Origin of the sequence: Streptomyces sp. P1-3 (assembly GCF_050613155.1) — a bacterium.
Lineage (GTDB): Bacteria > Actinomycetota > Actinomycetes > Streptomycetales > Streptomycetaceae > Streptomyces.
The window spans coordinates 2,240,538-2,266,661 of the sequence record NZ_CP192512.1 but is presented as its reverse complement, the minus strand read 5'-3'; the positions used below and the strand labels follow the sequence as shown (position 1 = coordinate 2,266,661).

General features: G+C 71.6%; 17 protein-coding genes and 1 pseudogene. 5 read left to right on the top strand and 13 right to left on the bottom strand.

Annotation, left to right across the window (positions count from 1 at the left end):
- Positions 1 to 323: 323 nt before the first annotated feature.
- From treS to ACQUSR_RS09305, 3 genes are all read right to left on the bottom strand, one after another.
- Positions 324 to 2,063, bottom strand: coding sequence for a maltose alpha-D-glucosyltransferase (treS, locus tag ACQUSR_RS09315; protein WP_431042083.1), 1,740 nt, complete (start codon positions 2,061 to 2,063; stop codon positions 324 to 326).
- A complete protein-coding gene (locus tag ACQUSR_RS09310) occupies positions 2,060 to 4,063 on the bottom strand; it encodes a maltotransferase domain-containing protein (RefSeq protein ID WP_431042082.1) in 2,004 nt (667 codons plus the stop codon). The genes treS and ACQUSR_RS09310 overlap by 4 nt, the downstream gene beginning before the upstream one ends.
- Positions 4,064 to 4,250: 187 nt before the next feature.
- On the bottom strand, positions 4,251 to 5,213 hold the full coding sequence (locus ACQUSR_RS09305; RefSeq protein ID WP_431042081.1) for a helix-turn-helix domain-containing protein: 963 nt from the start codon (positions 5,211 to 5,213) through the stop codon (positions 4,251 to 4,253).
- Between the two features lie 157 nt (positions 5,214 to 5,370).
- Here ACQUSR_RS09305 and glgP point away from each other — a divergent pair, with 157 nt between their 5' ends.
- Complete coding sequence (gene glgP / locus ACQUSR_RS09300; protein ID WP_431042080.1) at positions 5,371 to 8,118, top strand: alpha-glucan family phosphorylase; 2,748 nt, start codon at positions 5,371 to 5,373, stop codon at positions 8,116 to 8,118.
- A gap of 94 nt (positions 8,119 to 8,212) precedes the next feature.
- Here glgP and ACQUSR_RS09295 read toward each other — a convergent pair whose 3' ends face one another.
- The 3 genes from ACQUSR_RS09295 to ACQUSR_RS09285 form a co-directional block, all read right to left on the bottom strand.
- A complete protein-coding gene (locus ACQUSR_RS09295) occupies positions 8,213 to 9,880 on the bottom strand; it encodes a M4 family metallopeptidase (protein WP_431047469.1) in 1,668 nt (555 codons plus the stop codon).
- Positions 9,881 to 10,190: 310 nt separating this feature from the next.
- Positions 10,191 to 11,837 carry a M4 family metallopeptidase gene (locus ACQUSR_RS09290; RefSeq protein ID WP_431047467.1) on the bottom strand — a complete coding sequence of 549 codons (1,647 nt, stop codon included), beginning with the start codon at positions 11,835 to 11,837 and terminating at the stop codon, positions 10,191 to 10,193.
- A 357-nt stretch (positions 11,838 to 12,194) separates the two neighbouring features.
- The gene (locus ACQUSR_RS09285; RefSeq protein ID WP_431047465.1) at positions 12,195 to 14,423 is read right to left on the bottom strand and encodes a M4 family metallopeptidase; all 2,229 of its coding nucleotides are present in this window, start codon (positions 14,421 to 14,423) and stop codon (positions 12,195 to 12,197) included.
- Between the two features lie 454 nt (positions 14,424 to 14,877).
- Between ACQUSR_RS09285 and ACQUSR_RS09280 the strand changes: the two genes are divergently transcribed.
- A complete protein-coding gene (locus ACQUSR_RS09280) occupies positions 14,878 to 15,423 on the top strand; it encodes a DinB family protein (RefSeq protein ID WP_431042079.1) in 546 nt (181 codons plus the stop codon).
- 59 nt (positions 15,424 to 15,482) lie between these two features.
- On the opposite strand, the pseudogene ACQUSR_RS09275 reads toward ACQUSR_RS09280, so the two are convergent.
- Both ACQUSR_RS09275 and ACQUSR_RS09270 read right to left on the bottom strand, forming a co-directional pair.
- Positions 15,483 to 15,716, bottom strand: a pseudogene (locus tag ACQUSR_RS09275) (pyridoxamine 5'-phosphate oxidase family protein); the annotation flags it as partial.
- A gap of 142 nt (positions 15,717 to 15,858) precedes the next feature.
- Positions 15,859 to 16,824, bottom strand: coding sequence for an ArsR family transcriptional regulator (locus tag ACQUSR_RS09270; RefSeq protein WP_431042078.1), 966 nt, complete (start codon positions 16,822 to 16,824; stop codon positions 15,859 to 15,861).
- Between the two features lie 134 nt (positions 16,825 to 16,958).
- Between ACQUSR_RS09270 and ACQUSR_RS09265 the strand changes: the two genes are divergently transcribed.
- On the top strand, positions 16,959 to 18,275 hold the full coding sequence (locus ACQUSR_RS09265) for an alpha/beta hydrolase family protein (RefSeq protein ID WP_431042077.1): 1,317 nt from the start codon (positions 16,959 to 16,961) through the stop codon (positions 18,273 to 18,275).
- A 65-nt stretch (positions 18,276 to 18,340) separates the two neighbouring features.
- Here ACQUSR_RS09265 and ACQUSR_RS09260 read toward each other — a convergent pair whose 3' ends face one another.
- Both ACQUSR_RS09260 and ACQUSR_RS09255 read right to left on the bottom strand, forming a co-directional pair.
- Positions 18,341 to 18,880, bottom strand: a complete 540-nt coding sequence (locus ACQUSR_RS09260) for a hypothetical protein (protein ID WP_431042076.1) — start codon at positions 18,878 to 18,880, stop codon at positions 18,341 to 18,343.
- A 123-nt stretch (positions 18,881 to 19,003) separates the two neighbouring features.
- Entirely contained in the window at positions 19,004 to 19,579 is a 576-nt protein-coding gene (locus ACQUSR_RS09255; protein WP_431042075.1) for a TetR/AcrR family transcriptional regulator, read from the bottom strand.
- Positions 19,580 to 19,640: 61 nt separating this feature from the next.
- On the opposite strand from ACQUSR_RS09255, the gene ACQUSR_RS09250 reads away from it, so the two are divergent.
- A complete protein-coding gene (locus tag ACQUSR_RS09250; protein WP_431042074.1) occupies positions 19,641 to 20,024 on the top strand; it encodes a DUF6463 family protein in 384 nt (127 codons plus the stop codon).
- Between the two features lie 61 nt (positions 20,025 to 20,085).
- Here ACQUSR_RS09250 and ACQUSR_RS09245 read toward each other — a convergent pair whose 3' ends face one another.
- Positions 20,086 to 21,207 (bottom strand): abortive infection protein, encoded by a 1,122-nt coding sequence (locus tag ACQUSR_RS09245; RefSeq protein ID WP_431042073.1) that lies wholly within the window; start codon positions 21,205 to 21,207, stop codon positions 20,086 to 20,088.
- Between the two features lie 159 nt (positions 21,208 to 21,366).
- Between ACQUSR_RS09245 and ACQUSR_RS09240 the strand changes: the two genes are divergently transcribed.
- Positions 21,367 to 22,203, top strand: a complete 837-nt coding sequence (locus tag ACQUSR_RS09240) for a hypothetical protein (RefSeq protein WP_431042072.1) — start codon at positions 21,367 to 21,369, stop codon at positions 22,201 to 22,203.
- A gap of 27 nt (positions 22,204 to 22,230) precedes the next feature.
- On the opposite strand, the gene ACQUSR_RS09235 is transcribed toward ACQUSR_RS09240, so the two are convergent.
- Together ACQUSR_RS09235 and ACQUSR_RS09230 are read right to left on the bottom strand one after the other, a co-directional pair.
- Positions 22,231 to 24,096 (bottom strand): ABC transporter ATP-binding protein, encoded by a 1,866-nt coding sequence (locus ACQUSR_RS09235; protein WP_431042071.1) that lies wholly within the window; start codon positions 24,094 to 24,096, stop codon positions 22,231 to 22,233.
- Positions 24,093 to 26,093: an ABC transporter ATP-binding protein gene (locus ACQUSR_RS09230; RefSeq protein WP_431042070.1), complete on the bottom strand. Its 2,001-nt coding sequence runs from the start codon at positions 26,091 to 26,093 to the stop codon at positions 24,093 to 24,095. The genes ACQUSR_RS09235 and ACQUSR_RS09230 overlap by 4 nt, the downstream gene beginning before the upstream one ends.
- Positions 26,094 to 26,124 lie beyond the last annotated feature (31 nt).

Genomic DNA, 26,124 nt, shown 5'->3' with positions numbered 1-26,124 from the left:
TTGTGGCATTAGCTGTGCGACGGCGCGGTGGGGGTACCCCCAGACGGAGTCTGGAGGAGTGCCGGGCGGTGATCGTCCGTACGGCGAATCGTTACGGCGCATCCAGGAGGCATATGACGTGGCAGTGGCATACGTCGTGACGAGACGTACGGGGAACGCGACCTTCCCGGCCCGAGCGGTAGTAGGGAGGCTGCCCATGCTCGGGTGCGGAAAACGCCCGTACGCATCCGGGATGGACGCGTACGGGCGATGGGGCTGGTGGGGCTGGCGCGCCGTCGCTCAGGCGGGCGCGCCGCCCCGCCCGGGCGGACGCGCCGACCCACTCAGGCGGACAACTGGCTCGGGGTGGCCTCGGCCTGGCGCAGCCGGAACCAGTAGAAGCCGTGGCCCGCCAGCGTCAGCAGATACGGCAGCTCGCCGATGGCCGGGAAGCGGACGCCGCCGATCAGCTCCACCGGATAGCGGCCGTTGTACCGCTGGAGATCCAGCTCGGTCGGCTGTGCGAAGCGGGAGAAGTTGTTCACGCACAGCACGAGGTCGTCCCCTCCGTCCCTCGTTGAGGGGGCCTCGCGCAGGAACGCGAGCACCGCCGGGTTGCTGGACGGCAGCTCGGTGAAGCTGCCCAGGCCGAAGGCCCGGTTCTGCTTGCGGATCTCGATCATCCGCCGGGTCCAGTGCAGCAGGGACGACGGGCTGCTCATGGCCGCCTCGACGTTGGTCACCTGGTAGCCGTAGACCGGGTCCATGATGGTCGGCAGATACAGCCGCCCCGGGTCGCAGGACGAGAAGCCCGCGTTCCGGTCCGGTGTCCACTGCATCGGGGTGCGCACCGCGTCGCGGTCGCCCAGCCAGATGTTGTCCCCCATGCCGATCTCGTCCCCGTAGTAGAGGATCGGCGAGCCGGGCAGGGACAGCAGCAGGGCCGTGAACAGCTCGATCTGGTTGCGGTCGTTGTCCAGCAGCGGGGCCAGCCGCCGCCGGATCCCGATGTTGGCGCGCATCCGCGGATCCTTGGCGTACTCCGCGTACATGTAGTCGCGTTCCTCGTCGGTGACCATCTCCAGCGTCAGCTCGTCGTGGTTGCGCAGGAAGATGCCCCACTGGCAGCCGGACGGGATGGCCGGGGTCTTGGCGAGGATCTCGGAGACCGGATAGCGGGACTCGCGCCGCACCGCCATGAAGATGCGCGGCATGACCGGGAAGTGGAAGGCCATGTGGCACTCGTCGCCGCCGGACTCGAACTCGCCGAAGTAGTCGACCACGTCCTCGGGCCACTGGTTGGCCTCGGCCAGCAGCACGGTGTCCGGGTAGTGGGCGTCGATCTCCGCCCGCACCCGCCGGAGCATCTCGTGGGTGCGCGGCAGGTTCTCGCAGTCGGTGCCCTCCTCCGCGTACAGATACGGGACCGCGTCCAGCCGGAAGCCGTCGATGCCCAGGTCCAGCCAGAACCGCAGGGCCGCCAGGACCTCCTCCTGCACGGCGGGGTTCTCGAAGTTCAGGTCGGGCTGGTGCGAGAAGAAGCGGTGCCAGAAGTACTGCTTGCGCACCGGGTCGAAGGTCCAGTTCGACGCCTCGGTGTCCACGAAGATGATGCGGGCGTCCGCGTACTGCTTGTCGTCGTCCGCCCAGACGTAGTAGTCGCCGTACGGGCCGTCCGGATCGCTCCGGGACTCCTGGAACCACGGGTGCTGGTCGCTGGTGTGGTTCATGACGAAGTCGATGATCACCCGCATGCCGCGCTGGTGCGCGGCGTCCACGAACTCCACGAAGTCGGCGAGGTCCCCGAAGTCCGGCAGGACCGCGGTGTAGTCCGACACGTCGTAGCCGCCGTCGCGCAGCGGCGAGGCGAAGAACGGAGGCAGCCACAGGCAGTCGACGCCCAGCCATTGCAGATAGTCGAGCTTGGCCGTGAGTCCTTTGAGATCGCCGATGCCGTCGCCGTTGCTGTCCTGGAACGAGCGCACCAGCACCTCGTAGAAGACGGCACGTTTGAACCATTCGGGATCCCGGTCCTTGGCGGGGGTGTCCTCGAAAGTGTCCGGGACGGGCTCATTGACGGTCATGGTGTGGGTGACCCTCCGATCTGTGGAGACGGTCGCAGGGACAGCACGTGCGCCGGAGCCGGCTCCCGGCTCGGGTCGAGGCGCACGTAGTTGTCCCTGCCCCAGTGATAGGTCTCGCCGGTGAGCTCGTCGCGCACGGCGAAGGACTCGTGCCAGTCGAGGCCGAGTTCCGGCATGTCCAACGAGACCGTGGCCTCCTGGGTGTGGTGGGGGTCGAGGTTGACCACGGTCAGCACACAGTCCTCGCGCGGCCCGGCGGTGCGCTTGGAGTAGACGATGACGGAGTCGTTGTCGGCGTGGTGGAAGTGCAGGTTCCGCAACTGCCGCAGCGCCGGGTGGCGGCGCCGGGCCCGGTTGAGCGCGGTGATCAGCGGTGCGATCGTCCTGCCCTCGCGCTCGGCCGCCGCCCAGTCGCGCGGCTTGAGCTGGTACTTCTCCGAGTCCAGGTACTCCTCGGAGCCCGGCCGCAGCGGGGTGTTCTCGCACAGCTCGTACCCGGCGTAGACACCCCAGGAGGGGGAGAGGGTGGCCGCGAGCACGGCGCGCGCCTCGAACGCGGGACGGCCGCCCTCCTGGAGATGGGCGTGCAGGATGTCGGGGGTGTTCACGAAGAGGTTGGGCCGCATGTACGAGGCCGCGTCCCCGGTGAGCTCCCGCAGATAGTCGGTCAGTTCCCGCTTCCCGTTACGCCAGGTGAAGTAGGTGTACGACTGCTGGAACCCGATCGCGGCCAGGGTGTGCATCATCGCCGGCCGGGTGAACGCCTCGGCCAGGAAGACCACGTCCGGGTCGGTGCGGTTGATGTCCCCGATCACCTTCTCCCAGAACACCACCGGCTTGGTGTGCGGGTTGTCGACCCGGAAGATCCGCACCCCCCGGTCCATCCAGAAGCGCAGCACCCGCTCCGTCTCCCGCACGATGCCGCGGAAGTCGGCGTCGAACGCTACGGGATAGATGTCCTGGTACTTCTTGGGCGGGTTCTCGGCGTACGCGATCGTCCCGTCGGCCCGGTGGTGGAACCACTCCGGGTGCTTGGAGACCCACGGGTGGTCCGGCGAGCACTGCAACGCGAAGTCCAGCGCCACCTCCATCCGCAGGGCGCGGGCCCGGGCCACGAAGCGGTCGAAGTCCTCGAAGCCGCCCAGGTCCGGGTGGATCGCGTCGTGCCCGCCCTCGGCGGAGCCGATCGCCCACGGCACGCCCACGTCGTACCGGCCGGCGGTCAGGGCGTTGTTGGGACCCTTGCGGCAGGTGGTCCCGATGGGGTGGATCGGCGGCAGGTACACCACGTCGAAGCCCATGGCGGCGATGGCCGGGAGCCGTTCGGCCGCGGTGCGGAAGGTGCCGCTCACCGGCGGCCTGCCGTCCTTGACCACCGCGCCCTCCGAGCGCGGGAAGAACTCGTACCACGACCCGTACAGCGCGCGCTCGCGCTCCACCCGCAGCGGCATCGCGCGGGAGGCGCTGACCAGTTCGCGCAGCGGATGCCGGTCGAGCGCGGCGACCACGTCGGGCGCGAGCGCCGACGCCAGCCGGTCCGCCACCGCCCGCCGCTCGTCGCGCAGTCCGTCGACGGCGCGCAGCACCGCCTCCCGGCCGTCGTTCTTGGGCACGCCGGAGGCGGCCCGCTCGTGCAGCAGGGCGCCCTCTTCCAGTACCAGACCGGTGTCGATCCCCGCCGGGATCTTGATCCCGGCCTGGTGCCGCCAGGTGGCCACCGGATCGCTCCACGCCTCGATGGTGTAGGTCCAGTGGCCCTCCGCGCCGGGCGTGACCTCGGCGCCCCAGCGGTCGGTGCCGGGCTCCAGTTCGCGCATCGGGGTCCATGGGCCCGAGCGCCCGGCCGGGTCGCGGAGGACCACATTGGCCCGGACCGCATCATGGCCTTCCCGGAAAACGGTGGCGCTGACCTCGAAGGTCTCGCCGACCACCGCCTTGGCGGGGCGGCGGCCGCAGTCGATGAGCGGGCGGATGTCCAGGACGGGGATACGTCCGATCATGGGATCACCTGATTGCGGCGTCGCGGGTTGATGTTCGTTGGAGGCGTTCGTCCTTTGTAACTGCTCCACTGTGGTGCGCAGGGTCGCGCGCATGACTGCTCCTGTCCGCGTTCACTCTGGTGGGCGGATGGCATGGGCCATGGGGGGCGTCAGGAGAGAAGCCTTCCCACCGGGTACGGGGAGACAATCAGGATGCGGTGCGCTTCTGGGGGGCTCGTGGTGTGCGGACGGGAGCGGCCGCTGCCGGGGCCGGTGCGGGGTGGGTCTCGGGGGCGGGTTCCGCGGCCGTTCGCGGGGCCGGTCCCGCCGACGCCGTCGACAGCAGCCGCAGCGCGCCCTCCGACGGCGAGCCCGGCTCCGCGCTGAACATCAGCAGCCCGTGCCCGGCGGACTCCGGAAGCCGCGTCATCTCGAACGACAACTCCATCGCGCCGACCAGCGGATGGTGGAAGGACTTCACCCCGAACGCGCACTTGCGCACCGGATGCCGCGACCACAGCGCGGCGAACGCGTCGCTGTTGATGGTCAGTTCGCCGATCAGCTCCGCCAGCCGCCGGTCCTGCGGCAACTCGCCGGCGGCCAGCCGCAGCGCCGACACCGCGCGCCGGGCCTCGCCGTCCCAGTCGGGATACAACTCGCGGGTGTGCGGATCCAGGAACAGCAACCGCTGGGTGTTGGGCCGGGTGGCGGGGTGGTCCGGGCTGTCGGCCGCCAGATGCCCGGCGAACAGCGCGTGCCCCAGCCGGTTCCACGCCAGCACGTCGAAGCGCTGGTCGAGAACGAGCGCGGGCACGGCGTCCATGGCGGCCAGCAGGTGCCGAGTGCTGCGGCGGGCGGACTCCGGGCGCGGGTCCGGCTGCCGGCGCGCACACGCCGGACGGGCCAGGTTCCGCAAGTGCGCGTGCTCGTCCGGGGTCAGCCGCAGCGCCCCCGCAATGGCGTCGAGCACACCGTCCGAGGCGTTCCGGCTCTGCCCCTGCTCCAGCCGGGTGTAATACGCGACGCTCACCCCGGCCAACTGCGCCAGCTCCTCGCGGCGCAGCCCGGGGACGCGGCGGCGGGTTCCGTACGCGACGAGGCCGACGTCCTCCGGCCGCAGCCGCGCCCGGCGCGACCGCAGGAAGGCTCCCAGTTCGGTGGGTGTGTCCATGCGCGCAAGTCTGCGGCACGGGGGTGGGGCCGTGCCTGTCCCTGCCAGGGCCACGCTGCGGTCGGCCGCCCCGGCGTGCGCCTTCCCGCGGTGCCGTGCGGCGTGTGACGACGCGGCGCGCCGGGGTCTGGGGCGGCGCCCCGGATACCGTCGAAGGGTGAAGGCCATCCGTCGATTCACCGTACGCCCCGTCCTTCCGGAACCCCTACGACCGCTCTGCGACCTCGCCCGCAATCTGCGCTGGTCCTGGCACCCCGAGACGCGTGACCTGTTCGAAGCCGTCGACCCCGAGGGCTGGCGCGCCGCCGACGGCGACCCGGTGCGGCTGCTGGGCGCCGTGTCCGCCGCCCGGCTGGCCGCGCTCGCCGCCGACCACGGCTTTCTGCGGCGGCTGACGGCCGCCGCCGACGATCTGTCCGATTACCTGAACGGGCCCCGCTGGTACCAGAGCCGGGCCGACGAGCCCGGCCCCGACTCCGGTATCGGCTCCGAGCCGGGCGCCGGCTCCGCCCCCGGCCCCGACGCCGCCGCAGGCGGCACCGGCACCCCGCCCCCCGCCGCCATCGCCTACTTCTCGCCGGAGTTCGGCATCACCGCCGCCCTCCCCCAGTACTCCGGCGGGCTCGGCATCCTCGCCGGGGACCACCTCAAGGCCGCCAGCGACCTGGGCGTCCCCCTGATCGGCGTCGGGCTGCTGTACCGGTACGGCTACTTCCGGCAGAGCCTGTCCCGCGAGGGCTGGCAGCAGGAGCACTATCCCGTACTCGACCCGCACGAGCTGCCGCTGACCCTGCTGCGCGAGCCGGACGGCGCGCCCGCCCAGGTCGTCCTCGCGCTGCCCGGCGGGCGCCTGCTGCGCGCACGGATCTGGCAGGTGGCGGTCGGCCGGGTGCCGCTGCTGCTGCTCGACTCGGGCGTGGAGGACAACGCGCCCGGCGAACGCGGCGTCACCGACCGGCTGTACGGCGGCGGCAGCGAGCACCGGCTGCTCCAGGAGATGCTGCTCGGCATCGGCGGAGTCCGCGCGGTGCGCGCGTACTGCCGGCTGACCGGCCACCCCGCCCCTGAGGTGTTCCACACCAACGAGGGCCACGCCGGGTTCCTCGGCCTGGAGCGCGTCCACGAACTGGTCGCGGCGGGCGGAGACGCCGGCGCGGCGCTCGAAGCGGTCCGCGCCGGTACGGTCTTCACCACCCACACCCCGGTCCCGGCCGGGATCGACCGCTTCGACCGGCGGCTCGTCGCCCGCCACTTCGGGCCCGACGGCGAGCTGCCCCGGATCCCCGTCGACCGGATCCTGGACCTGGGCGCGGAGACCGGGCCCGACGCCCGGCCCGACCTGTTCAACATGGCTCTGATGGGGCTGCGGCTGGCACAGCGCGCCAACGGCGTGTCCGTCCTCCACGGGCAGGTCAGCCGCGAGCTGTTCGCGGACCTGTGGCCGGGCTTCGACGCGGAGGAGGTGCCCGTCACCTCCGTCACCAACGGGGTGCACGCCCCCACCTGGGTGGCCCCGGAGGTCCACCGGCTCGGCGCCGGCCGGATCGGCGCGCGCCGCACCGAGCAGGCGCTGTCCGTCGGCGGCGCCGGGAGCTGGGACTTCGTCGCCGACATCCCCGACCGCGAGATCTGGGAGCTGCGCCGGTCCCTGCGCGCCCGACTGGTCACCGAGGTACGGGCCCGGCTGTACGCGTCGTGGCGGCAGCGCGGCGCGGGCGCCGCCGAACTCGGCTGGATCGACGGCGTACTGGACCCGGACGTGCTGACCGTGGGCTTCGCCCGCCGCGTCCCCGCCTACAAGCGGCTGACCCTCATGCTGCGCGACCGCGACCGGCTGACGGAGCTGCTGCTGCACCCCGAGCGGCCGGTGCAGATCGTCGTGGCCGGCAAGGCGCACCCCGCCGACGACGGCGGCAAGCGCCTGGTCCAGGAGCTGGTGCGGTTCGCCGACGAGCGGCACGTGCGGCACCGCGTGGTCTTCCTGCCCGACTACGGCATGGCCATGGCCCGCACGCTCTACCCCGGCTGCGACGTCTGGCTGAACAACCCGCTGCGCCCGCTGGAGGCGTGCGGCACCTCAGGGATGAAGGCCGCGCTCAACGGCTGCCTCAACCTCTCCGTGCTGGACGGCTGGTGGGACGAGTGGCACGAGCCGGACTTCGGCTGGGCGATCCCCACCGCGGACGGAGCGGACACCGACGAGGCGCGGCGCGACGATCTGGAGGCCGCGGCGCTGTACGAACTGCTGGCCGAGCGGGTCGCGCCACGCTTCTACGACCGGGACGAGGCCGGGCTGCCCGGCCGCTGGATCGAGATGGTCCGCCGCACGCTGGCCGGTCTCGGCCCGAAGGTGCTGGCCGGGCGGATGGTCCGGGAGTACGTGGATCGGCTCTACACCCCGGCCGCCCGCGCCCACCGCGCGCTGGACGCGGCGGCCGCCGGAGCGCTGGCGGCCTGGAAGGCGCGGGTGCGCGAGGCGTGGCCGCGGGTCGCCGTCGACCATGTGGAGGCGGGCCGTTCGGCTCCGGCGGGCGACGGCGCGGCTCTCGCGGGCGACGGCGCGGCGGAGCTGGGGACCGCGCTGCCGCTGCGGGTCCGGGTCGCACTCGGCGGGCTCACGCCCGGCGATGTGGAGGTGCAGGTGGTCGCGGGGCGGGTCGGCGCGGACGACCGGATCATCGACCCGGTCCGCACGCCGCTCAAGCCGGCCGGCGGCCCCGACCTGGAGGACCGGGTGGTGTACGAGGGGCCGCTGGCCCTGGACCGCACCGGTCCGTTCGGCTACACGGTGCGGGTGCTGCCCGCGCACCCGCTGCTGGCCGACGGCGCCGAGCTGGGGCTGGTCGCCGTACCGCCGCGGACGGCCGCGGGCGGCGACGAGGCCGCCGGCGTGCTGCTGCGCTGACCGGCGGCCTCTGACGGGCTGGGTGGGCGGTGCCGGGGGCGGCTCAGGCAGCCCCGGGCACCGCCCGGATTGTGGGGGGTGGTGCGCTGTCGTCCTAGGCGGTGTGCTTGACGTTGATGCCGGCCCAGGCGTTGTTCACGGCCTTGTACTCGGTGCTGTTGTGGCCGTACAGCGCCCTGGCCGCCTTGAGGGTCGCGTCGCGCGCGCCCTTGTAGTTGGTGGTCGAGGTCATGTACGAGGTGAGCGCCTTGTACCAGATCTTCTCGGCCTTGGCGCGGCCGATGCCCTTGACCGTACGGCCGTCCTTGGTCGGGCTGTCGTAGGTCACGCCGCCGATGACCTTCCGCCCGCTGCCCTCGGACAGCAGGTAGAAGAAGTGGTTGGCGGGGCCGGAGGTCAGGTGCGGGTCCTCCGCGCCGATGCCGCTCTTCCAGTAGTCGAAGGACGCGCCGTCCTTGCTGGGCTTGTCCATGTAGCGCAGCGGGGTGCCGTCGCCGTTGATGTTGATCTTCTCGCCGATGAGGTAGTCGCCCGGGTCCTTGGGGTTCTTGGCGTAGAACTCCACGGCGGTGCCGAAGATGTCGGAGGTGGCCTCGTTGAGGCCGCCGGACTCGCCGCTGTAGACCAGGCCGGCGGTGGCGGAGGTCAGACCGTGGCTCATCTCGTGGCCGGCGACGTCCAGCGAGGTGAGCGGGTTGTTGTTGCCCTCACCGTCGCCGTAGGTCATGCAGAAGCAGTCGTCGTCCCAGAAGGCGTTGACGTACGCGTTGCCGAAGTGGACGCGGGAGGGGGCGGCCTTGCCGTTGTTCTTGATGCCGTTGCGGCCCAGGACCTTCTTGTAGTAGTCCCAGGTCATGGCCGCGCCGTAGTGGGCGTCGACGGCGGCGGTCTGGCCGTTGGTCGGCTTGCCGTTGCCCCACTTGTCGTCGGCGTCGTAGTAGCGCCACTTCGGGATGTCGAGGTAGTCCTCCTCGGTCCCGCCGTGCTTGAGGTTGTACGTGACGTGGCCGCCGCGGGCCTTGTCGGTCAGCGTGTACCGGCCGTCGCTGCCCTTGACGGTGCCGAGCTTGACGTCGCCGTTGTGCTGGCCGGTGCCCGTGCCGGTGACGATGGCCTCGTACTCGTACAGCTTCGCGCCGGTGTCGGCGTCGGTGATGACGTGCAGCTTGGACGGGGTGCCGTCGTGCTGGAGCCCACCGACGACGGTCTCGTAGGCCAGGACCGGCTTGCCGGTGGCGGCCCAGACCACCTTGCGCGGGGCGCCGTCGGCCTCGGCCCCCTTCGTCCCGCCGGAGGACTTGGCGATGCCCAGGGCCTTCTTCGTGGCGCCGGCCGGGGCGACGTCGGCCTTGGTGTCGGCGACCTTGATGGTGGCGCCGGTGGCCTTGGTGACGTCCTGCGTGGTGCCGTCGGCGGAGGTGTGCACGATCAGGTCGCCGCCGAGGACCGGCAGGCCGTCGTAGGTGCGCTCGTACCGGGTGTGCGTGGTGCCGTCGGCGTCCTTGACGACGTCGCGGACGACCAGCTTCTCCTTGCCGCCCAGGCGCAGTTCGTCGGCGGTGTCGGCGGTGTGGGCCTGGGCCGTGCGCAGCAGTTCGGCGCGGACCGAGGCGGAGAGGTTCAGCGTCGCGGCGCCGGACTCGGCGGTCTTGGGGGTGGCCGCATCGGCGGAGCCGGTGATCGTGACGGCCGTGATCAGCGCGGCGGCGACGGCGGTCGCGGACGCGGCGACGGCGGTGCGGCGGTTTCTCAGGGGCGATATGGAACCAGAGCGCACGCGGAGACTCCTGGTGACGTGGGGAGTTGGGCAGGCGGCAGCGTCACCCGAGATGGAACGGGTGCGGCTGTGTCGCATGTGGGGGGAAGACTGCCATCAGACAAGTGTTCATGTCACGGGCGATATGACTGATTGACAGGAAGATGTCCGGTAAAGGGATTGTCAAATCCGGATAACGACGACGAGCGGTGCCCGGAAGGAGATATTCCGGACACCGCTCGTTCGGCATCACGTGCTCGCGCCACCGCGGTTCAGCCCGCTGCCCAAGGCGGTCCGCCGGTCGCGCGGAGGGGGGTTACTTGACGTTGACCCCGGCCCAGGCGGCGTCGATGCCCTTGTACTCGGCGCTGTCGGCGCCGAAGAGGTCGGTCGCGGCCTTCAGCGTCGCCTCGCGGGCGGCGTGGTAGTCCGTGGTCGACGTCATGTACGAGGTCAGCGCCTTGTACCAGATCTTCTCGACCTTCTCCCGGCCGATGCCCTCGACCTTGGAGCCGTCGGCCGTCGGGCTGTCGTACTTGACCCCGTTGATCTCCTTCTGCCCGCTGCCCTCGGAGGCGAGGTAGAAGAAGTGGTTGGCGACGCCCGAGGAGTGGTGGACGTCCTCGTTGCCGACGCCGTCGTACCAGTCGTCCTTGGACGAGCCGTCCTTGCTGGGCTTGTCCATGTAGCGCAGCGGGGTGCCGTCGCCGCGGATGTCGATCTTCTCGCCGACCAGGTAGTCGCCGGCGTCCTCGGCGTTGCCCGCCTTGAACTCCACCGCGGCGGCGAAGATGTCGGAGGTGGCCTCGTTCAGGCCGCCGGACTCGCCGCTGTACTCCAGGCCCGCCGTCGCCGAGGTGACGCCGTGCGTCATCTCGTGCGCCGCCACGTCGATGGAGGTCAGCGGGTGCGAGTTGCCGTCACCGTCGCCGTAGGTCATGCAGAAGCAGCTGTCGTCCCAGAAGGCGTTGACGTAGTTGTCGCCGTAGTGCACCCGGGAGTACGCGCCCTTGCCGTCGCCCTTGATGCCGTCGCGGCCGTGCACGCTCTTGTAGTAGTCCCAGGTGAGGGTGGTGCCGTAGTGCGCGTCGACGGCGGCGGTCTGCGCGTCCTCGGGCTTGCCGTTGCCCCAGGCGTCGTCCTCGTCGGTGAACAGCTCGCCCTCGCCGTTCTCGCCGTGGTCGAGGTTGGTGGTCTTGTGGCCGCCGCGCTCGGTGTCGGTCAGCGTGAAGCCGTTGCCCTCCTTGCTGGTGCCCAGCTCGACCTTGCCGCCGTACTGGCTCTCGCCGCTGCCGGTCTCGATGCCCTGGTACTCGTAGAGCTTCTTGCCGGTGGTGGCGTCGGTGATGACGTGCAGCTGGTTGGGCGTGCCGTCCTTCTGCAGGCCGCCGACGACGGTCTCGTAGGCCAGGACCGGCTTGCCGGTGGCGGCCCAGATCACCTTGCGCGGGGCGCGGCTGGCCTCGGCCTTCGCGGTGTCGTCGGCCTTGGCCAGCTTGACCGCGGACCGCTCGGCGGCGGACGGCGCCAGCTTGGCGGTGGTGGAGGCGACCTTGACGGCGGCCTTGGTGGACTTGGTGACGCCGCGGACCTTGCCCGACTTCGTCTCGTGGACGATCAGGTCGCCGCCGAGGACCGGCAGGCCCTCGTAGGTGCGGTTGTAGCGGGTGTGGGTCGTGCCGTCGGCGTCCTTGATGACGTCCTTGACGACCAGCTTCTCCTTGGCGCCCAGACGCAGTGCCTTGGCGGTGTCCGCCTTGGTGGCGTTGGCGTCGCGCAGCAGCTCGACGCGCTGCGACGGGGAGAGCTTGACGGGCATGGCGCCCGCCTCGGCCTGGGATCCCTTGCCCGGCGCGGCTCCGGCGGAGCCGGTGGTCATGCCGGTGGCGATCAGCGCGGCGGCGGCGACGGCGGCGCCCGCGACGGCGGCCGTACGGCGCTTCCGGGACGCGGATATGGGCATGCGAGAGTGCTTGCTCACGCTCAAACTCCTCAGTGCTGTGGGGGGTTGGGCCGGACGGCGGGGAAGTGCCGCCCGGTCCGAAACATGAGGTGCGGGTGCGAAGTTCGTGGGCAGACTGTCACACAAGCTGCGTACATGTCACGGGTAAAGCGCGAGGACGGCCGGAATTTGTCCGCTGCCGGCCATCAGGCCTCCGTATTCCGGACGCCTTCTGGTAAGACGCCGGAAGGGCGGACACCACAGGAGCGAACAGCAGGCGCCGCCCAAGGGAGTCGGGTCACCTTGGGCGGCGCCTGGGTCACAGATGGCTGGAAGGTCTACCTGGGCCCGGAAGGGCCTACCTGAGCCCGGAAGGGCCTAGAAGGTCAGCTTCCAGCTGTTGATGTAGCCGGTGTCGATCGAGTAGACGTCCTGGACCTTGAGCTTCCAGGTGCCGCTCGCGGCCTCCGAGGAGGCGTTGACGGTGTACGTCGCCTGGACGTTGTCGGCCGAGTCCGAGGAGCTGGAGTTCTTCAGCCGGTAGGTCGTACCGTCCGGCGCCACCAGGTCGATGACCAGGTCACCGCGGTAGGTGTGCACGATGTCCACGCTCACCTGGAGGGTGGACGGCGCGTTGCCGGACCGGCTGACGGTGATGGGTGAGGTGACCGCGGCGCCCGCGTCCGGGATGGCGACGTCGGTGGTGCTCTCGAAGACGTTGCCGCCGCCGGTGGTGTTGACGGTCCACTTGAAGGAGGCGGTGCCGGTCTGGCGCGCGGAGTCCGTCACCGTGACCGTCACGCTGCTGGTGCCGGTGGTGGTCGGGGTGCCGGAGATCAGGCCGGTCGAGGTGTTGATCGACAGCCCGGTGGGCAGCCCGGTGGCCGCGTAGGACAGGGCGCCCGCGTTGGTGCTGGTCGCCCTGATCTGGAGGCTCGCGGCCTGGTTGACGATGGAGGTCTGGTCACCGGGCGGGGTGACCGTGACGCCGCTGGAGACCCGGGAGCCGACGTTGATCCCGGCCCAGGCGTTGGCCACGTTGTTGTACGTGGCGCTGCCCACGCCGAACAGCTCGCCCGCCGCCCACAGCGTCGCCTCACGCGCGCCCGCGTAGTTGGTGTTGGACTGCATCCGCTGGGTCAGCGCCTTGAACCAGATCTTCTCGGCGTTGGCCCGGCCGATGCCGGTGACCGGCAGCCCGTCGGAGGTGGGGCTGTCGTAGCTGACCCCGTTGATGACCTTCTGCCCGCTGCCCTCGGAGGCCAGGTAGAACCAGTGGTTGGCGGGACCGGAGGAGTAGTGGACGTCGATGCCGCCGATACCCGAGTACCAGCTGTCCTTGGACGAGCCGTCCTTGCTGGGCTTGTCCATGTAGCGCAGCGGGGTGCCGTCGCCGTTGATGTCGATCTTCTCGCCGACGAGGTAGTCGCCGGCGTCCTTGCTGTTGTTGGCGTTGAACTCCACCGCGGCGGCGAAGATGTCGGAGGTGGCCTCGTTGAGACCGCCGGACTCGCCGCTGTAGGTGAGGTTGGCCGTCGCCGAGGTGACGCCGTGCGTCATCTCGTGTGCCGCCACGTCGATCGAGGTCAGCGGGTGGTTGTTGCCCGAGCCGTCCCCGTACGTCATGCAGAAGCAGGAGTCGGACCAGAAGGCGTTGACGTAGTTGTTGCCGTAGTGCACCCGGGAGTACGCCCCGACGCCGTCACCCCGGATGCCCGAGCGGCCGTGCACGTTCTTGTAGTAGTCCCAGGTCAGGCCCGCGCCGTAGTGCGCGTCGACGCCCGCGGTCTGGGCGTTGGACGGCGTGCCGTCGCCCCAGGTGTCGTCCGCGTCGGTGAACAGCGTCCCGGTGCCCGACGTGCCGTGGTTGAGGTTGTACGTCTTGTGGTTGCCGCGGCCGGTGTCCGTCATCGTGTACGAGGGGGCGGTGCCGATCGTCACCTGGCCGCCGTACTGGCTGTTGCCGGTGCCCTCCTTGATCCCCTGGTACTCGTAGAGCTTCGCGCCGGTGGTGGCGTCGGTGATGACGTGCAGCTCGTTGGGCGTGCCGTCCTCCTGGAGCCCGCCCACGACGGTCTCCCACGCCAGTACGGGCGTGCCCTTGGCCGCCCAGACCACCTTCCGGGGCGCCTTGGCGGCCGAGGTGTCCTTCGAGCCCTGCGCCGCCGCGCGCTTGACCGCGGCCTTCTCGGCGCTCGCGGGCGTGACCGAGGCGTTGGTGGAGGCGACCTTCACCCGGGCCTTGGTGGCCTTGGAGACGGTCTCGACCTTGCCGTTCCGGCTCGCGTCGACGACGAGGTCGCCGCCGAGCACCGGCAGGCCGTCGTAGGTGCGCTCGTACCGCGTGTGCGTGGTCCCGTCGACGTCCTTGATGACGTCCTTGACGACCAGCTTCTCCTTGGCGCCCAGGCCCAGCGCCTTGGCGGTGTCCGCCCTGGTCGCGTTGGCCTCGCGAATCAGCTCCGCCCGCTGCGCGGGGGACAGCTTCGCGGGCATGGCGCCGGGGTCCGCCTTGGCGACGATCTTGCCGGCGGGGGTGGAGCGAGCGGTGGCGCCGTCGTCGGGACCGGCGGAAGCGGCGCCGGTCGCCGCGCCGACGGCGAGCATGGCGGTCACGGCGACGAGTGCGCCGGCCGCGACGGCGCGCCGATGGGGGGTGGATCTATGGGGGGTGGATCTCACGCTGACTCCTTCTGCGGTGGCCGCGCTGGATACGCGGACCGGTCAACACCGGTCGGCTGGGCGCCGTCCGGGCCGAGCGAGGCAGAACACGTGGGGGAGGTGTGCCGAATGGCACGGGGTGTGCTGAAGAGCGCAGGTGTGCTGAATGGTGCAGGGTGTGCTGAATGGCACGGAAGGTCTCCGACGCGCAACGGAAGGCTGTGGGGGAAGCTGTACGTCGGCCGAGGGAAGAGTGCCACCCCGCACCAGTGAATGTCAGGAGCGCGACAAAAACTTGGCCGGAATCTGTTCGTTGATACAACAGTGGTGTTCGCATAACGAACCCGGGCTGTGATCACGAACTCCCCCACGCGGCCCGCGGGCTCCGTACGATCAGTCCATGAACGACATCGCCAACTCCCGCCCGGAACCGTGGGCTTCGCGCTCCGAGCCCCCGATCTCGCTCACCGACCCGCGAGAGCTGCTGGACGCGTACCTCGACTACTACCGGTCCGTGGTGCTCCGGAAGCTGGAGGGCGCCCCGGAACACGTATTGCGCCACAGCGCCCTGCCCTCCGGCTGGACGCCACTGGAACTGCTCAAGCACCTGACATGGGTCGAACGCCGCTGGTTCCAGTGGGGTTTCATGGCCGAGCCGATGGCGGACGCCTGGGGCGACCGGGGCCCGGACGACCGCTGGCATGTGGCCGCGGAGGAGTCGGCCGAGGACGTCAGGGCGGACTTCCTGGCGCAGTGCGCGCGATCGAGGGAACTGGTCGCGGGCGTCCCCGCCGAGCAGCGCGCCCGCACGGGCGGCCGCTTCCCGGCGGAGGCGGACGCGCCGTCGCTGGGCTGGATCCTCTTCCACGTCCTACAGGAGTACGCCAGGCACGCCGGGCAGTTGGACGTGGCGCGGGAACTGGCGGACGGGCGGGTCGGGGAGTAGGCGACCGCGGAAGAGAGGGCGTTGGGGCAGGGCCGCAGGGCCGCGTGGAGGCGGCCTGCTCACCCGTCTTCGCGGGGTGGGCTGGCGTCGTTCCCACGGCGGATGGTCCTCACCGGGCGGCCGGGGCGCCACACCCGTACGACCAGGTCGTTGCCCTCAACCCGAGTGAGGACGGCTTCGGTCAACTCGACCCGGAACAGATGGAAGGGCTGCGGCGGGTCGGCCTCATCGACGTAGCGAGAGACCACGTCGGGGTCGGTCACCTCGACGGCGTGACCGCTGACGCGCGCATCCTGTGGACCTTCGGCGCGATGCGCGTTTCGCGCTCCATGCGAACTCCGGGCCGGACACGTCCGGGGGCGATGGTGGCGGGCGAGGTGGCGCGGCGGCCGGTGGCCGTCGGCGCCGGCGATGTCGGTGAACGGAGCGCCGCGCTCAGACTTGGCGCCGCACCAGCAGGCTGCCCAGCGCGGTCCGCCGGTGCAGGACCGCGCGTCCTGCGCGGACCGTGGTGATCAGGCCCGCGCCGCGCAGCGCGGCGGCGTGGGCCGAGGCCGTGGCGTTGCTGACGCCCAGCCGCCGGGCGAGCCCGCTCGTGGTGTGCTCCTCGGCGAGCAGCAGCAGGGTCTCGAAGCGGGTCCGTCCGAAGACCTCGGCCAGCGGGTCCGCTGTGCCGCCCGCCCCGGTCGGCGTGAGGGGCAGGCCAGGACCCGCCGGGTAGGTCAGGTGCGGGGGGCGGGCGGGCAGGTCGGCGACGACGGGGTGGCCGGTCCAGTGGAAGGTGGGCACGAGCACCAGGCCGCGGCCGCCCAGCTCGATGTCCCGCTCAGCGGACGCTCGAAGCTCCCATACGCTCTCGTGCAGCCGGGCCCCTGGGACGAGTGCGGCGAGCGCGGCGCCGATTCCGTGCTCGGCCACGGCCAGGGCGTGGCGCGTGAACTCCGTCCGGTGCAGGTCCTGCACCAGCGGCCACACGGGGCGCAACACCGTTTCGAAGGCCGCGTGCTGGGCGCGGCGGAGGAGCTGCCAGGCGTCGGCGTCACCCCGGTGCAGGTCGCGGATCCAGGGCGGCGCCGGGGAGGCGTGGCGGGAGTAGACCCGCTCGATCTCGGCGCGGACCCAGCCGGGACGGGAAGCGCGGACGGTGTCCAGACCCTCCGTGAGGGCGTCGCTGAACACGTCGAGGAACGCGGGCGCTTCCCCCGCCGGTACCAGGTCGGCCAGCGGCTCGACGACGGCCGGCAGGGATCGGAGCAGCCGTCCTCTCCAGCGGCCGAAGAGCAACGCGTCGTGGGGGTGGGTCATTTGCATGAAGGCAGCGTTCAGCTCTTGCAGCGGGGCGGGCCGGGGCGCGAACCGTACGCGGGCGAAGTCGCCGGCCGTGAAGTGGATCCGGATCACTACTGCTCCTGCCCGCGCCGCGCCATCGTTTCGGGCAGGGCCTGAACCATCGCCCGCGCTCCCCGTTGATATCAGCATTCGGCTCATGACCGAAGGCACAAGGGCCCACGTCACAGAGGCACAAGGGGAGAACCATGAGGCGCGACAGAGCTGGTGACGGTGAGGGCGTGGCCGAGGTGTCCCGGCGGACCGTCGCCAGGTCGGCCGCGGCGGCCGCCGCCGGTCTGCTGCTCGCGGGCGGCATCGGCGCGGCACGGTCACAGGCCGCGGACGGCGGACGGGCACGGGCCGCGGATGGTGCACGGGCACGGGCCGCGGACGGCGGACGGGCACGGGCCGGGGGCGGCGTCACCGTACGGTTGCAGGCGCCGACCGGTCGGCACCGGGTCGGGGCCACCACGCTGTATCTGGTCGACAAGGGCAGGCGGGACCCGTGGCAGCCCGCGATCCCCGTCCGGGAGGTGATGGCCACGGTGTTCTACCCGGCCCGCACCGTGCGCGGCTACCCGGTCGCGCCGCAGCTCAGCGCGGGTGCCGTGCGGCTGTTCCCGCAGATCGACGTCCCCATGCGCCACTTGCCGACGGCGGGCGTGAACTGGGCCGCCACCATGACCCACGCGCACACGGGCGCGCCCGCGCAGCCCGTGCGGCGACCGGTGCTGCTCTACAGCCCGGGCGGCGGCGACCCGCGCACCATGGGCACCTCACTCGCCGAGGAGCTGGCGAGCCACGGCTGGGTGGTGGTGGCCGTCGACCACCCCGGGGACGCCAGCGAGGTGGAATTCCCGAACGAGAGGGCGGGGCGGGAGCAGGTCCGTGAGACCGTCTTCCTCGGACCGCCCACGCCGGAGCAGTTCCGCACGATGATCGACACCCGGATAGCGGACCTCGCCTTCGTGCAGGACCAGCTGGCGGCGCTGGCGGCCGGCCGGAACCCGGACGCGGCGGGACGTCCGCTGCCGGAGGGCCTCGGCTGTGCGTTGGATCTGCGACGCGTGGGCGTGTACGGCCACTCGGCGGGCGGTACCGCCGTGGCCGAGGCGATGTACGAGGACCGCCGGATCGGCGCGGCGGTCAACCTGGAGGGCTATCTGGACTACCCACCGGACGCGAACGGCCGGCCAGGGGAGCTGTTCCCGATCGCCCGGTACGGAGTGGACCGGCCGCTCCTCCTGCTAGGAACCGACGGTTTCCGCGACGAACGGTTCGACCGTTCCTGGTCGGCCATGCTCGCCCACCCGCAGGGCCGCACCCGCCGGCGGCAGCTGGACAGGGCCACGCACTGGGTGTTCACCGACTACGCCGCCATCGCGCCGCAGTTGCAGGCCGCCGGGCTGATGACCGCCGCCGCCCGCACCGCACTGGTCGGCGCCGCCGACCCGGCGGAATCCGTGCCCGCGGTCCGCGGCCACGTCCGCTCGTTCTTCAGCCGGCATCTGCCCGCGCACTGAGGCCGCACGATGCGAAGCCTGCCCACCGGCGGCGTCATGCGGTGCGGTGCCGCCGGTTCGCGGTGTCATGCCGTGCGGTGCCGCCGGTGGTAGGACACCGTGACGGCGGCCAGCAGCGGGCCCCACAGCAGCAGCGGCGTGTAACAGGCCAGCATGAAGGCTCGGTATGCGCCGTATGGCGCGTCGTGCTCATGCGGTACCCACAGGACCACGACCAACTGCGACCACCACAGCAGGGTGAGGATCCCGGCGCCGACCGCCGCGGGGATCACCGCGGCCATCGGGCGGACGGCCCTGCCGCCGATCACCGGGATCCACCGCGGGGCCACTTCCCCCCACGGCCGCACGAGGCCGAGGGTGAGGTAGGCGAGGCATTCGACGAGCGCGCTGAGGCCGAGCATGTACACCGTGCCCCAGCCGGGGGAGTGGTAGTTCTCCAGCAGTTCCTGCTCGCTGATCCCCAGTGGGACGCCCAGCGCCAGTGCGGCCCGCCACAGGCTGGACGGGACGGTGCTCGCCACGGCCAGGTGGGCGGCGACGCGCGCCCACCTGGGCGGGGGCGCGATGCCACCGGGCGCGACGGCTGACCGGGCTTCGGTGCTCATGAGTCCGAACGTAGTCGCGGTGGTGGCCCCGGGCGACCGACCGCAGAACGAGGCGGCTCCGCCCTGAGGATAACGAGGCGGCTCCGACTTGGGGTTGATGTCCACCCCGCGACGGTGGACCGCTCACCGCCCCCGGGCGAGCTCGGTGATGAGGTGGTCGAGCGCGGCGGTGGCGACGAGCCCGGTGGTGGCGACCTCGGGCACGATGTCGCAGGCGGAGCGGCGCAGTTCGAGCCAGCCGAGGTAGGCGGCGTACGTGGTGACCGCCTGGCGCCGGGCCGGGGCGGCGGCCAGGCCCAGATCGGTGTAGAGGTCGGTGAGGTAGGCGAGCCGCCGCTCGGTGACCCGGCGCAGCACCGGCGCGACGGCCGGGTGGTCGGCGTGGGCGACGATCGCGGGCTCCAGGCCGTTGATGTGCTCCTCCCCCAGGGCGGTGGAGAACAGGGCCGTGAGCCGCTGCTTCGGATCGGCGATGTCGCCCAACTCCGAGATCAGGGCCGCGGTGTGGTCCTGCTCCCACATTTCGAGCGCGGCCGTCAGCAGCGCGTCGCGATCCGCGAAGTGCCAGTAGAAGCTGCCCCGGGTCGCCCCCAGCTCGCCCGCGAGCGCGTTGACCGACACCGCGGCGACGCCGCCGCGCGCCATCGCGCGCAGCGCCGCGGTCGACCAGTCCTGGGGGGTGAGGTGCCTTCTCGCCATGTCCGTACAGTACTGTATGGTCACTCCGTACAGGGGTGTACGGAGTGGATGGGGGAGCGGCATGAGGACGTGGGGGAAGTCGACGATGGTCCGATGGATTCCCCGGCTGGTGATCGGGCTGGCCGCACTGCACTTCGCGGTCTCGCTGATCGCATCGAGCACCTTCGACGACATGGCCCGCGACGGACTCTGGAACGTCGTCCCCGGGGAACCGCTGCGTGAGTACGAGATGTGGTTCTTCCTCGCCGGGTTCGGCCTCCTCGGTCTGGGCACCCTGAGCGCGCGCATCGTCCGCGACACCGGCAGGCTCCCGGCGCAGTTGGGCTGGTACCTGCTTGCCATCGGGGTGCCGCTGCAGATCCTGTATCCCGTATCCGGTGCGCCCGGACTGATCGTGCTCGGGGTGCTGGCTCTGATCGCGGCTCGGCGGGACGTCGCGGCCTAGCGCCGCCGGGCGCCCGGCTCCTCGGGCTCGGTAGCTCCCGTGGTGCCGGCAGCGGCAGGTGTCACCGGAACCGGCGGGCCACCGTGTGGAAGGACCGCTTGGGCTGCCACTGCCCGGTCTCCGCGTAGCCGCGCCGCGTCCCGGTGGGGAAGGTCTTGGCCAGTGCGAAGCTGGCGATGTCCAGGTCGTGGCGGCGCTGCGGGGAGTAGGGCGAGTCGGGGGCGATGAAGTTGTAGACGAACGCGCCGTGCATCCGCTCGGCCGCGTAGAGGTCCAGCAATGCGCCGATCTCGTCGGCCTGTTCCTGTTCGTTGCGCACATAGCCGTCCTTGACCACCGGGGGTTCCCGCTCCCACTCCACTACGTTGAAGCCCGCCCCGCCCTGTTCCTTGGCCCCCGTGAAGGTGCAGCAGCCGAACTCGGTGATGACGACGGGCTTGCCGCGCCGTCGCAGGGCGCGCACCTTCTTGGTGTATATGGCCTTGTTGTCGGCGTTCCGGTACAGATTGATTCCCACGATGTCGAAGCCGCGCCAGTCGACCTCCTCCCACTCCCCGGAGCTGTAGGTGACCTGCCCCTTGAACAGTGACCGTACGGTCTTCAGTGCCCGGTCCAGAAAGGCGTTCAGCCGTTCCTGGTAGCCGGCCGACTCGGGGCGCTCCAGCGCCTGGCCGCGCTCGTTGTAGTCCTTGCCCGGCACCAGGCCGGACATGAAGATGGTCAGCTCCGTGCCGACCGCGATGCCCACGTCGGGGTGCCGGGTGCGCAGCCGCTCGGCGGCGCGCGCCACCGAGCCGAGGAAGGCGAGGGTCTGCTCCGCGTCCTTGTCGAACTGCCGCGGCTCGAACCAGACGAACAGGCCGTGCGCGGCCGCGATCGACGCGGCCTCCGTCAGCCGGTCGAGATCGTGGCCGAGCAGCAGGATCGCGTTGCAGTGCAGCTGCTCCTTGATGGCCGCGATCTCCCGGCGGACATACTCCGTCCGCCAGACCTCGCGGTCCGTATCGAAGTTGACGCCTTTGAAGGTGAGCGATCCGGCGGTTCGCGGCGACGCCGCCGCGTCGGCGGAGCTCGTACGGGCACGCGCGTTGTCGGCGGCGCAGGCGGTGGTGGCCAGGGCCGCGGTGGCCAGGGCCGCGGTGCCCGTGAGCATGGTCCGGCGGGCGATCGGTGCTGGTGTCATACCGTCAGCCTGCACGGGGTGCGGTCCGCGGCGCGTCGGCCGAAGGTCTAGCGCCCGTCGACCAAAGTCGCTGCCGTGCGATCAAGGCCGCTGCCGTGCGATAGGGGTCGTGCTCCACGGGAAGGGTAGGTTGGTGGCCACCGCCCAAGGAGATGCACCGTGCCCGCCCGCCGCAGCGTTCTGTTCGTGACCGACCTCGCCTACCAGGCCCGCGGGCGGCGCTACTGCGACGAGGACATCTTCCTGACCTCCCGGCTGCGCGACCACTTCGACATCGCCCTGTGCCACCCGCTGGACGCCGCCGCGCTGATGGACGCCTTCGACGCCGTCGTGGTCCGCAACAGCGGCCCCGTGCTGCACTACCAGAAGGAGTACGACGCCTTCCGGGAACAGGCCGCGGCGCGAGGCACCCGGGTCTACAACCCGCTGTCCGGCCGCGGCGACATGGCCGGCAAGCAGTACCTGCTGGACCTGACCGCCGCCGGCTACCCGGTCATCCCCACCATCGACCGACCCCAGGACCTGCGCCTGCTGCCCAAGGCCGGGCAGTACGCGGTCAAGCCGAAGGCAGGCGCGGACTCGATCGGCCTGACCTTCGTGCCCCAGGACCAGCTGGGCGGCCTCGCCTACGGCGACATCCTGGTCCAGCCGCGCATCGACTTCCGCTACGAGGTGTCCTTCTACTACGTCGACGACGCCTTCCAGTACGCCCTCCACGCCCCCGACCCCGACCGGCGCTGGGTCCTCGAACCCTATGAGCCCACCGACGCCGACCTCGCCTTCGCCCGCCGCTTCATCGACTGGAACACCCTTGACCACGGCATCCAGCGCGTGGACGCCTGCCGCACCCGCGAAGGCGAACTACTCCTGGTGGAGTTGGAGGACCTCAACCCCTACCTGTCCCTGGATCTGGTCTCCGACGCGACCCGCGCCGCCTTCGTGACCAGCATGGCGGCCTCCATCCACCGGTTTCTGAACGCTCAGCCCCGCACCTGAGGCGACATACCGAGAGCCCCGCGCCGCTCAGACCAGGCTGTCCCGCCAGGCCTTGTGCAGCCCTGCGAAGCGGCCCTCGCCCGCGATGAGTTCCGCCGGGCTGCCGTCCTCCACCACCCGGCCATCCGCCATCACCAGCACCCGGTCCGCGATCTCCACCGTCGACAGCCGGTGCGCGATGACCACGGCCGTACGGCCGCTGAGCACGGTGTGCATGGCCCGCTGCACCGCCTGTTCGCCCGGTATGTCCAGCGACGACGTCGCCTCGTCCAGGATCAGCACCGCCGGATCCGCCAGCAGCGCACGGGCGAAGGCCACGAGTTGCCGCTGGCCCGCCGAGATCCGGCCGCCGCGTTTGCGTACGTCCGTGTCGTAGCCGTCGGGCAGCGCGGCGATGAAGTCGTGCGCGCCGATGGCCTTCGCCGCCCGCTCGATGTCGGCCCGGGTGGCGTCCGGGCGGCCTATGGCGATGTTGTCCGCCACCGTGCCGGAGAACAGGAACGCCTCCTGCGTCACCATCACCACCCCGCGCCGCAGTTCCGGCATGGCCAGCTCGCGCAGGTCCACGCCGTCCAGCAGCACCCGGCCCGACGTCGGGTCGTAGAACCGGGCCAGCAGCTTGGCGAGGGTGGACTTGCCCGCCCCCGTCGAGCCGACCACCGCCACCGTCTGACCCGCCGGGAGCGTCAGGTCGAAGCGCGGCAGCACCTCGCCGCCGGTCCGGTACGCGAACCGTACGCCCTCGAAGACGACCTCCCGGCCCGGCAGCCCGGCGCGGCGCTCCGGCAGCGGGCGCGGCCGCTCGGGCTCCGGTACGGACGGCCGCTGCGCCAGCAGGCCCGCGATCTTCTCCAGTGAAGCGGCCGCCGACTGGTAGGAGTTGAGGAACATCCCGAGCCGGTCGATCGGGTCGTACAGCCGGCGCAGATACAGCGCCGCGGCGGCCAGCACGCCCAGCGCCAGATCCCCGGCGGCGACGCGGTAGGCGCCCCACAGCACGATGGCGGCCAGCGCGACGTTGGCCACCAGCCGGGACCCCACCACATAGCGGGCCATCTCCAGTATGGAGTCGCCGTTGACCCGCTCGTGCCGGCCGTTCAGCTCGTCGAAGTGCGCGTCATTGGACCGCTCCCGGCGGAACGCCTGCACCGGCCGGATGCCGTTCATCGTCTCGGTGAACTTCACGATCACCGCGGCGATGGCCGTGGACCGCTTGCGGTAGACCCGCTTGGAGCGGCGGTCGAAGAGCCGTATGAGCAGATACAGCGGCCAGAACGACAGCACCGCGGCGCCGCCGAGGCCCCAGTCCAGATAGAGCAGCGTCAGCGAGATGTACACCACCGACAGCACCACGCCCAGCAGCTCCTCCAGGCCCTCGTTGACCAGCTCGCGCAGCGACTCCACATCCGTGGTCGCACGCGAGATCAGCCGCCCGGAGGTGTAGCGCTCGTGGAAGTCCACGCTCAGCGCCTGCGCGTGCCGGAAGATCCGGCCGCGCAGATCCAGCAGGACGTCCTGGCCGACCCGGGCCGAGGTGCGGATGAACGCGTACTGAAGCAGCCCGGACGCCGCTGCGCTGCCCAGGTACGCCGCCCCGACGGCGATCAGCGGTCCGTGGTCGCCGTCGCGGTAGGCGGGTACGGCCCGGTCGATGGCGTACGCCACCAGCAGCGGGCCGGCCTGGACCGCGGCCTGCTGGAGGAGCAGCAGCACGGCGCCCAGCCAGACCCGTGCGCGGCGCGGGACGAGGAGCGACCGCAGCAAGGAGCGGGCGGCGCCCTTGGGCGCGGGCAGCGCGTCCTGGGCGAACGGGTCGACGGCATCGGCCCCGGTGGTGCCGGTGGTCCCTGTGCTCCCGGTGGTCCCGCTCGTCCCGGCGGTGCCGGTGGTCATCGTGTGCTGTCCCCCTCACGGCCGAGCCCGGCCTCGGCAGCGGTCAGGGCGTTGCCCTCGGCGGCACCGGAGGCCCCGGCCTCCGTGGCCGTCGACGCGTCGTTCCCGTGGGTCCCGGCCTCTGCGGCCGCAAGGGCGCCGGTCCCGGCCTCCGTGGCCGTCGGCGCGTCGTCTCCGCCGGTCCCGGGCTCCGCGGCGCCGGACATCAGCAGCCGGTACTCCGCGCTCTCCCGCAGCAGTTCTTGATGCGTGCCGACCGCCGCTATCCGCCCCTCCGACAGCAGCGCCACCCGGTCGGCGAGCAGCACGGTGGACGGTCGGTGCGCGACGATGAGCGCGGTGGTGTCCGTCAGGACCTCCCGCAGCGCGGCCTCGACCAGCGCCTCCGTGTGCACGTCCAGCGCGGACAGCGGATCGTCCAGGACCAGGAAGCGGGGCCGTCCGGCGACGGCGCGAGCCAGCGCCAGCCGCTGCCGCTGACCGCCCGACAGGCTCAGCCCCTGCTCGCCGACCTCGGTGTCCGTCCCCTCCGGCAACGTGTGGACGAAGCCCGCCTGGGCCACCGCCAGCGCCCGCGACAGGTCCTCGGGCCCGCCGTCCGCCGTGCCCATCAGCACGTTCTCCCCGGCCGTCGCCGAGAACAGGGTGGGCTCCTCGAACGCGACCGAGACCAGCGCACGCAGTTCGTCCCGGGACATGGCGGTGATGTCCCGGCCGTCGACGGTGATCCGGCCGCCGGTCGCCTCATGCAGCCGGGGCACCAGCGCGGTCAGCGTGGTCTTGCCGGAGCCGGTCGTGCCGACCAGCGCCATGGACTCGCCCTGCCGTATGTGCAGATCGATGCCGCGCAGGACGGGCGGCTCCTCCTCCGGCGCGTCCGCGTATCGGAACTCGACGCCCTCGAACCGCAGTCCGTCGCGCGCGCCGTCACCGCCCGGCGGCTTCGCGTCGCCCAGTGTCTTCGCACCGCCGGAGGGTCGCCGGTCCCCGTCCGCCGCCCGCGGCTCGTCCATCACCTCGAAGTACCGGTCGGCCGCCGTCGCCGCGTCCTGGCTGATCGCGATCAGGAAGCCGATCGACTCCACGGGCCAGCGCAGCGCGAGCGCGGTCGACAGGAAGCCGACCAGCGTGCCCGCGGACATGTCGCCGTCGGCGACCCGCACCGTCCCCAGCACCAGGGCCGCGCCGATCGCCAGCTCCGGCAGCGTCATGATCAGGGCCCACAGGGTGGCGAGCAGGCGGGCCTTGCGCAGCTCGGTGGCGCGCAGCCGGTGCGACAGCGAGTGGAACGCGCGGGCCTGGGCGCGGTGCCGCCCGAACCCCTTGATGACGCGGATGCCGAGGACGCCCTCCTCGACGACCGTGGTCAGATCGCCCACCTGGTCCTGGGCGGTCCGCGCCACCGCCGAGTACCGCGCCTCGAACAGCGAGCACAGGATGAGCAGCGGGACGGCCGGGACCAGCAGCACCAGCCCCAGCGTCCAGTCCTGCGCCAGCAGGATCGCGAAACCGACCACGATGGTGGCGCCGTTGACCACCAGGAAGGTCATCGGGAAGGCCAGGAAGAGCCGCAGCAGCATCAGGTCCGTCGTCGCCCGCGACAGGAGCTGACCCGAGGGCCAGCGGTCGTGGAAGGAGACCGGCAGCCGCTGCAGATGGCGGTACAGGTCGGCGCGCATCGCCGCCTCGACGCCCGCCAGCGGACGGGCCACCAGCCATCGGCGCAGCCCGAACAGCAGTGCCTCGGCGAGCCCCAGCCCCAGCAGCAGGGCGCCGCCCAGCCACACCCCGCCCGGATCCCGGTCGGCCACCGGCCCGTCCACCAGCCACTTCAGGACGAGCGCGATCACCAGGCTCAGGCAGGACGCGACGATCGCCACGCCCGCCGCCGTGAACAGCCGCGCCCTCACGGGGCGTACGTACGGCCACAGGCGCAGCAGCGAGCGCACCGCGGACCGGCGGTGGGGTTCCTTGGTGCCTTCACTGGTCGCAGACATCAGGACCGAGACTACGGTTCGGCACTGACAC

Bases quoted from the DNA above. Each gene is read 5' to 3' on its own strand.
- treS (WP_431042083.1), bottom strand. From the start codon at position 2,063: ATGACCGTCAATGAGCCCGTCCCGGACACTTTCGAGGACACCCCCGCC.
- ACQUSR_RS09310 (WP_431042082.1), bottom strand. From the start codon at position 4,063: ATGATCGGACGTATCCCCGTCCTGGACATCCGCCCGCTCATCGACTGC.
- ACQUSR_RS09305 (WP_431042081.1), bottom strand. From the start codon at position 5,213: ATGGACACACCCACCGAACTGGGAGCCTTCCTGCGGTCGCGCCGGGCG.
- ACQUSR_RS09290 (WP_431047467.1), bottom strand. From the start codon at position 11,837: ATGCCCATATCCGCGTCCCGGAAGCGCCGTACGGCCGCCGTCGCGGGC.
- ACQUSR_RS09285 (WP_431047465.1), bottom strand. From the start codon at position 14,423: ATGCTCGCCGTCGGCGCGGCGACCGGCGCCGCTTCCGCCGGTCCCGAC.
- ACQUSR_RS09280 (WP_431042079.1), top strand. From the start codon at position 14,878: ATGAACGACATCGCCAACTCCCGCCCGGAACCGTGGGCTTCGCGCTCC.
- ACQUSR_RS09265 (WP_431042077.1), top strand. From the start codon at position 16,959: ATGAGGCGCGACAGAGCTGGTGACGGTGAGGGCGTGGCCGAGGTGTCC.
- ACQUSR_RS09260 (WP_431042076.1), bottom strand. From the start codon at position 18,880: ATGAGCACCGAAGCCCGGTCAGCCGTCGCGCCCGGTGGCATCGCGCCC.
- ACQUSR_RS09255 (WP_431042075.1), bottom strand. From the start codon at position 19,579: ATGGCGAGAAGGCACCTCACCCCCCAGGACTGGTCGACCGCGGCGCTG.
- ACQUSR_RS09250 (WP_431042074.1), top strand. From the start codon at position 19,641: ATGAGGACGTGGGGGAAGTCGACGATGGTCCGATGGATTCCCCGGCTG.
- ACQUSR_RS09245 (WP_431042073.1), bottom strand. From the start codon at position 21,207: ATGACACCAGCACCGATCGCCCGCCGGACCATGCTCACGGGCACCGCG.
- ACQUSR_RS09235 (WP_431042071.1), bottom strand. From the start codon at position 24,096: ATGACCACCGGCACCGCCGGGACGAGCGGGACCACCGGGAGCACAGGG.
- ACQUSR_RS09230 (WP_431042070.1), bottom strand. From the start codon at position 26,093: ATGTCTGCGACCAGTGAAGGCACCAAGGAACCCCACCGCCGGTCCGCG.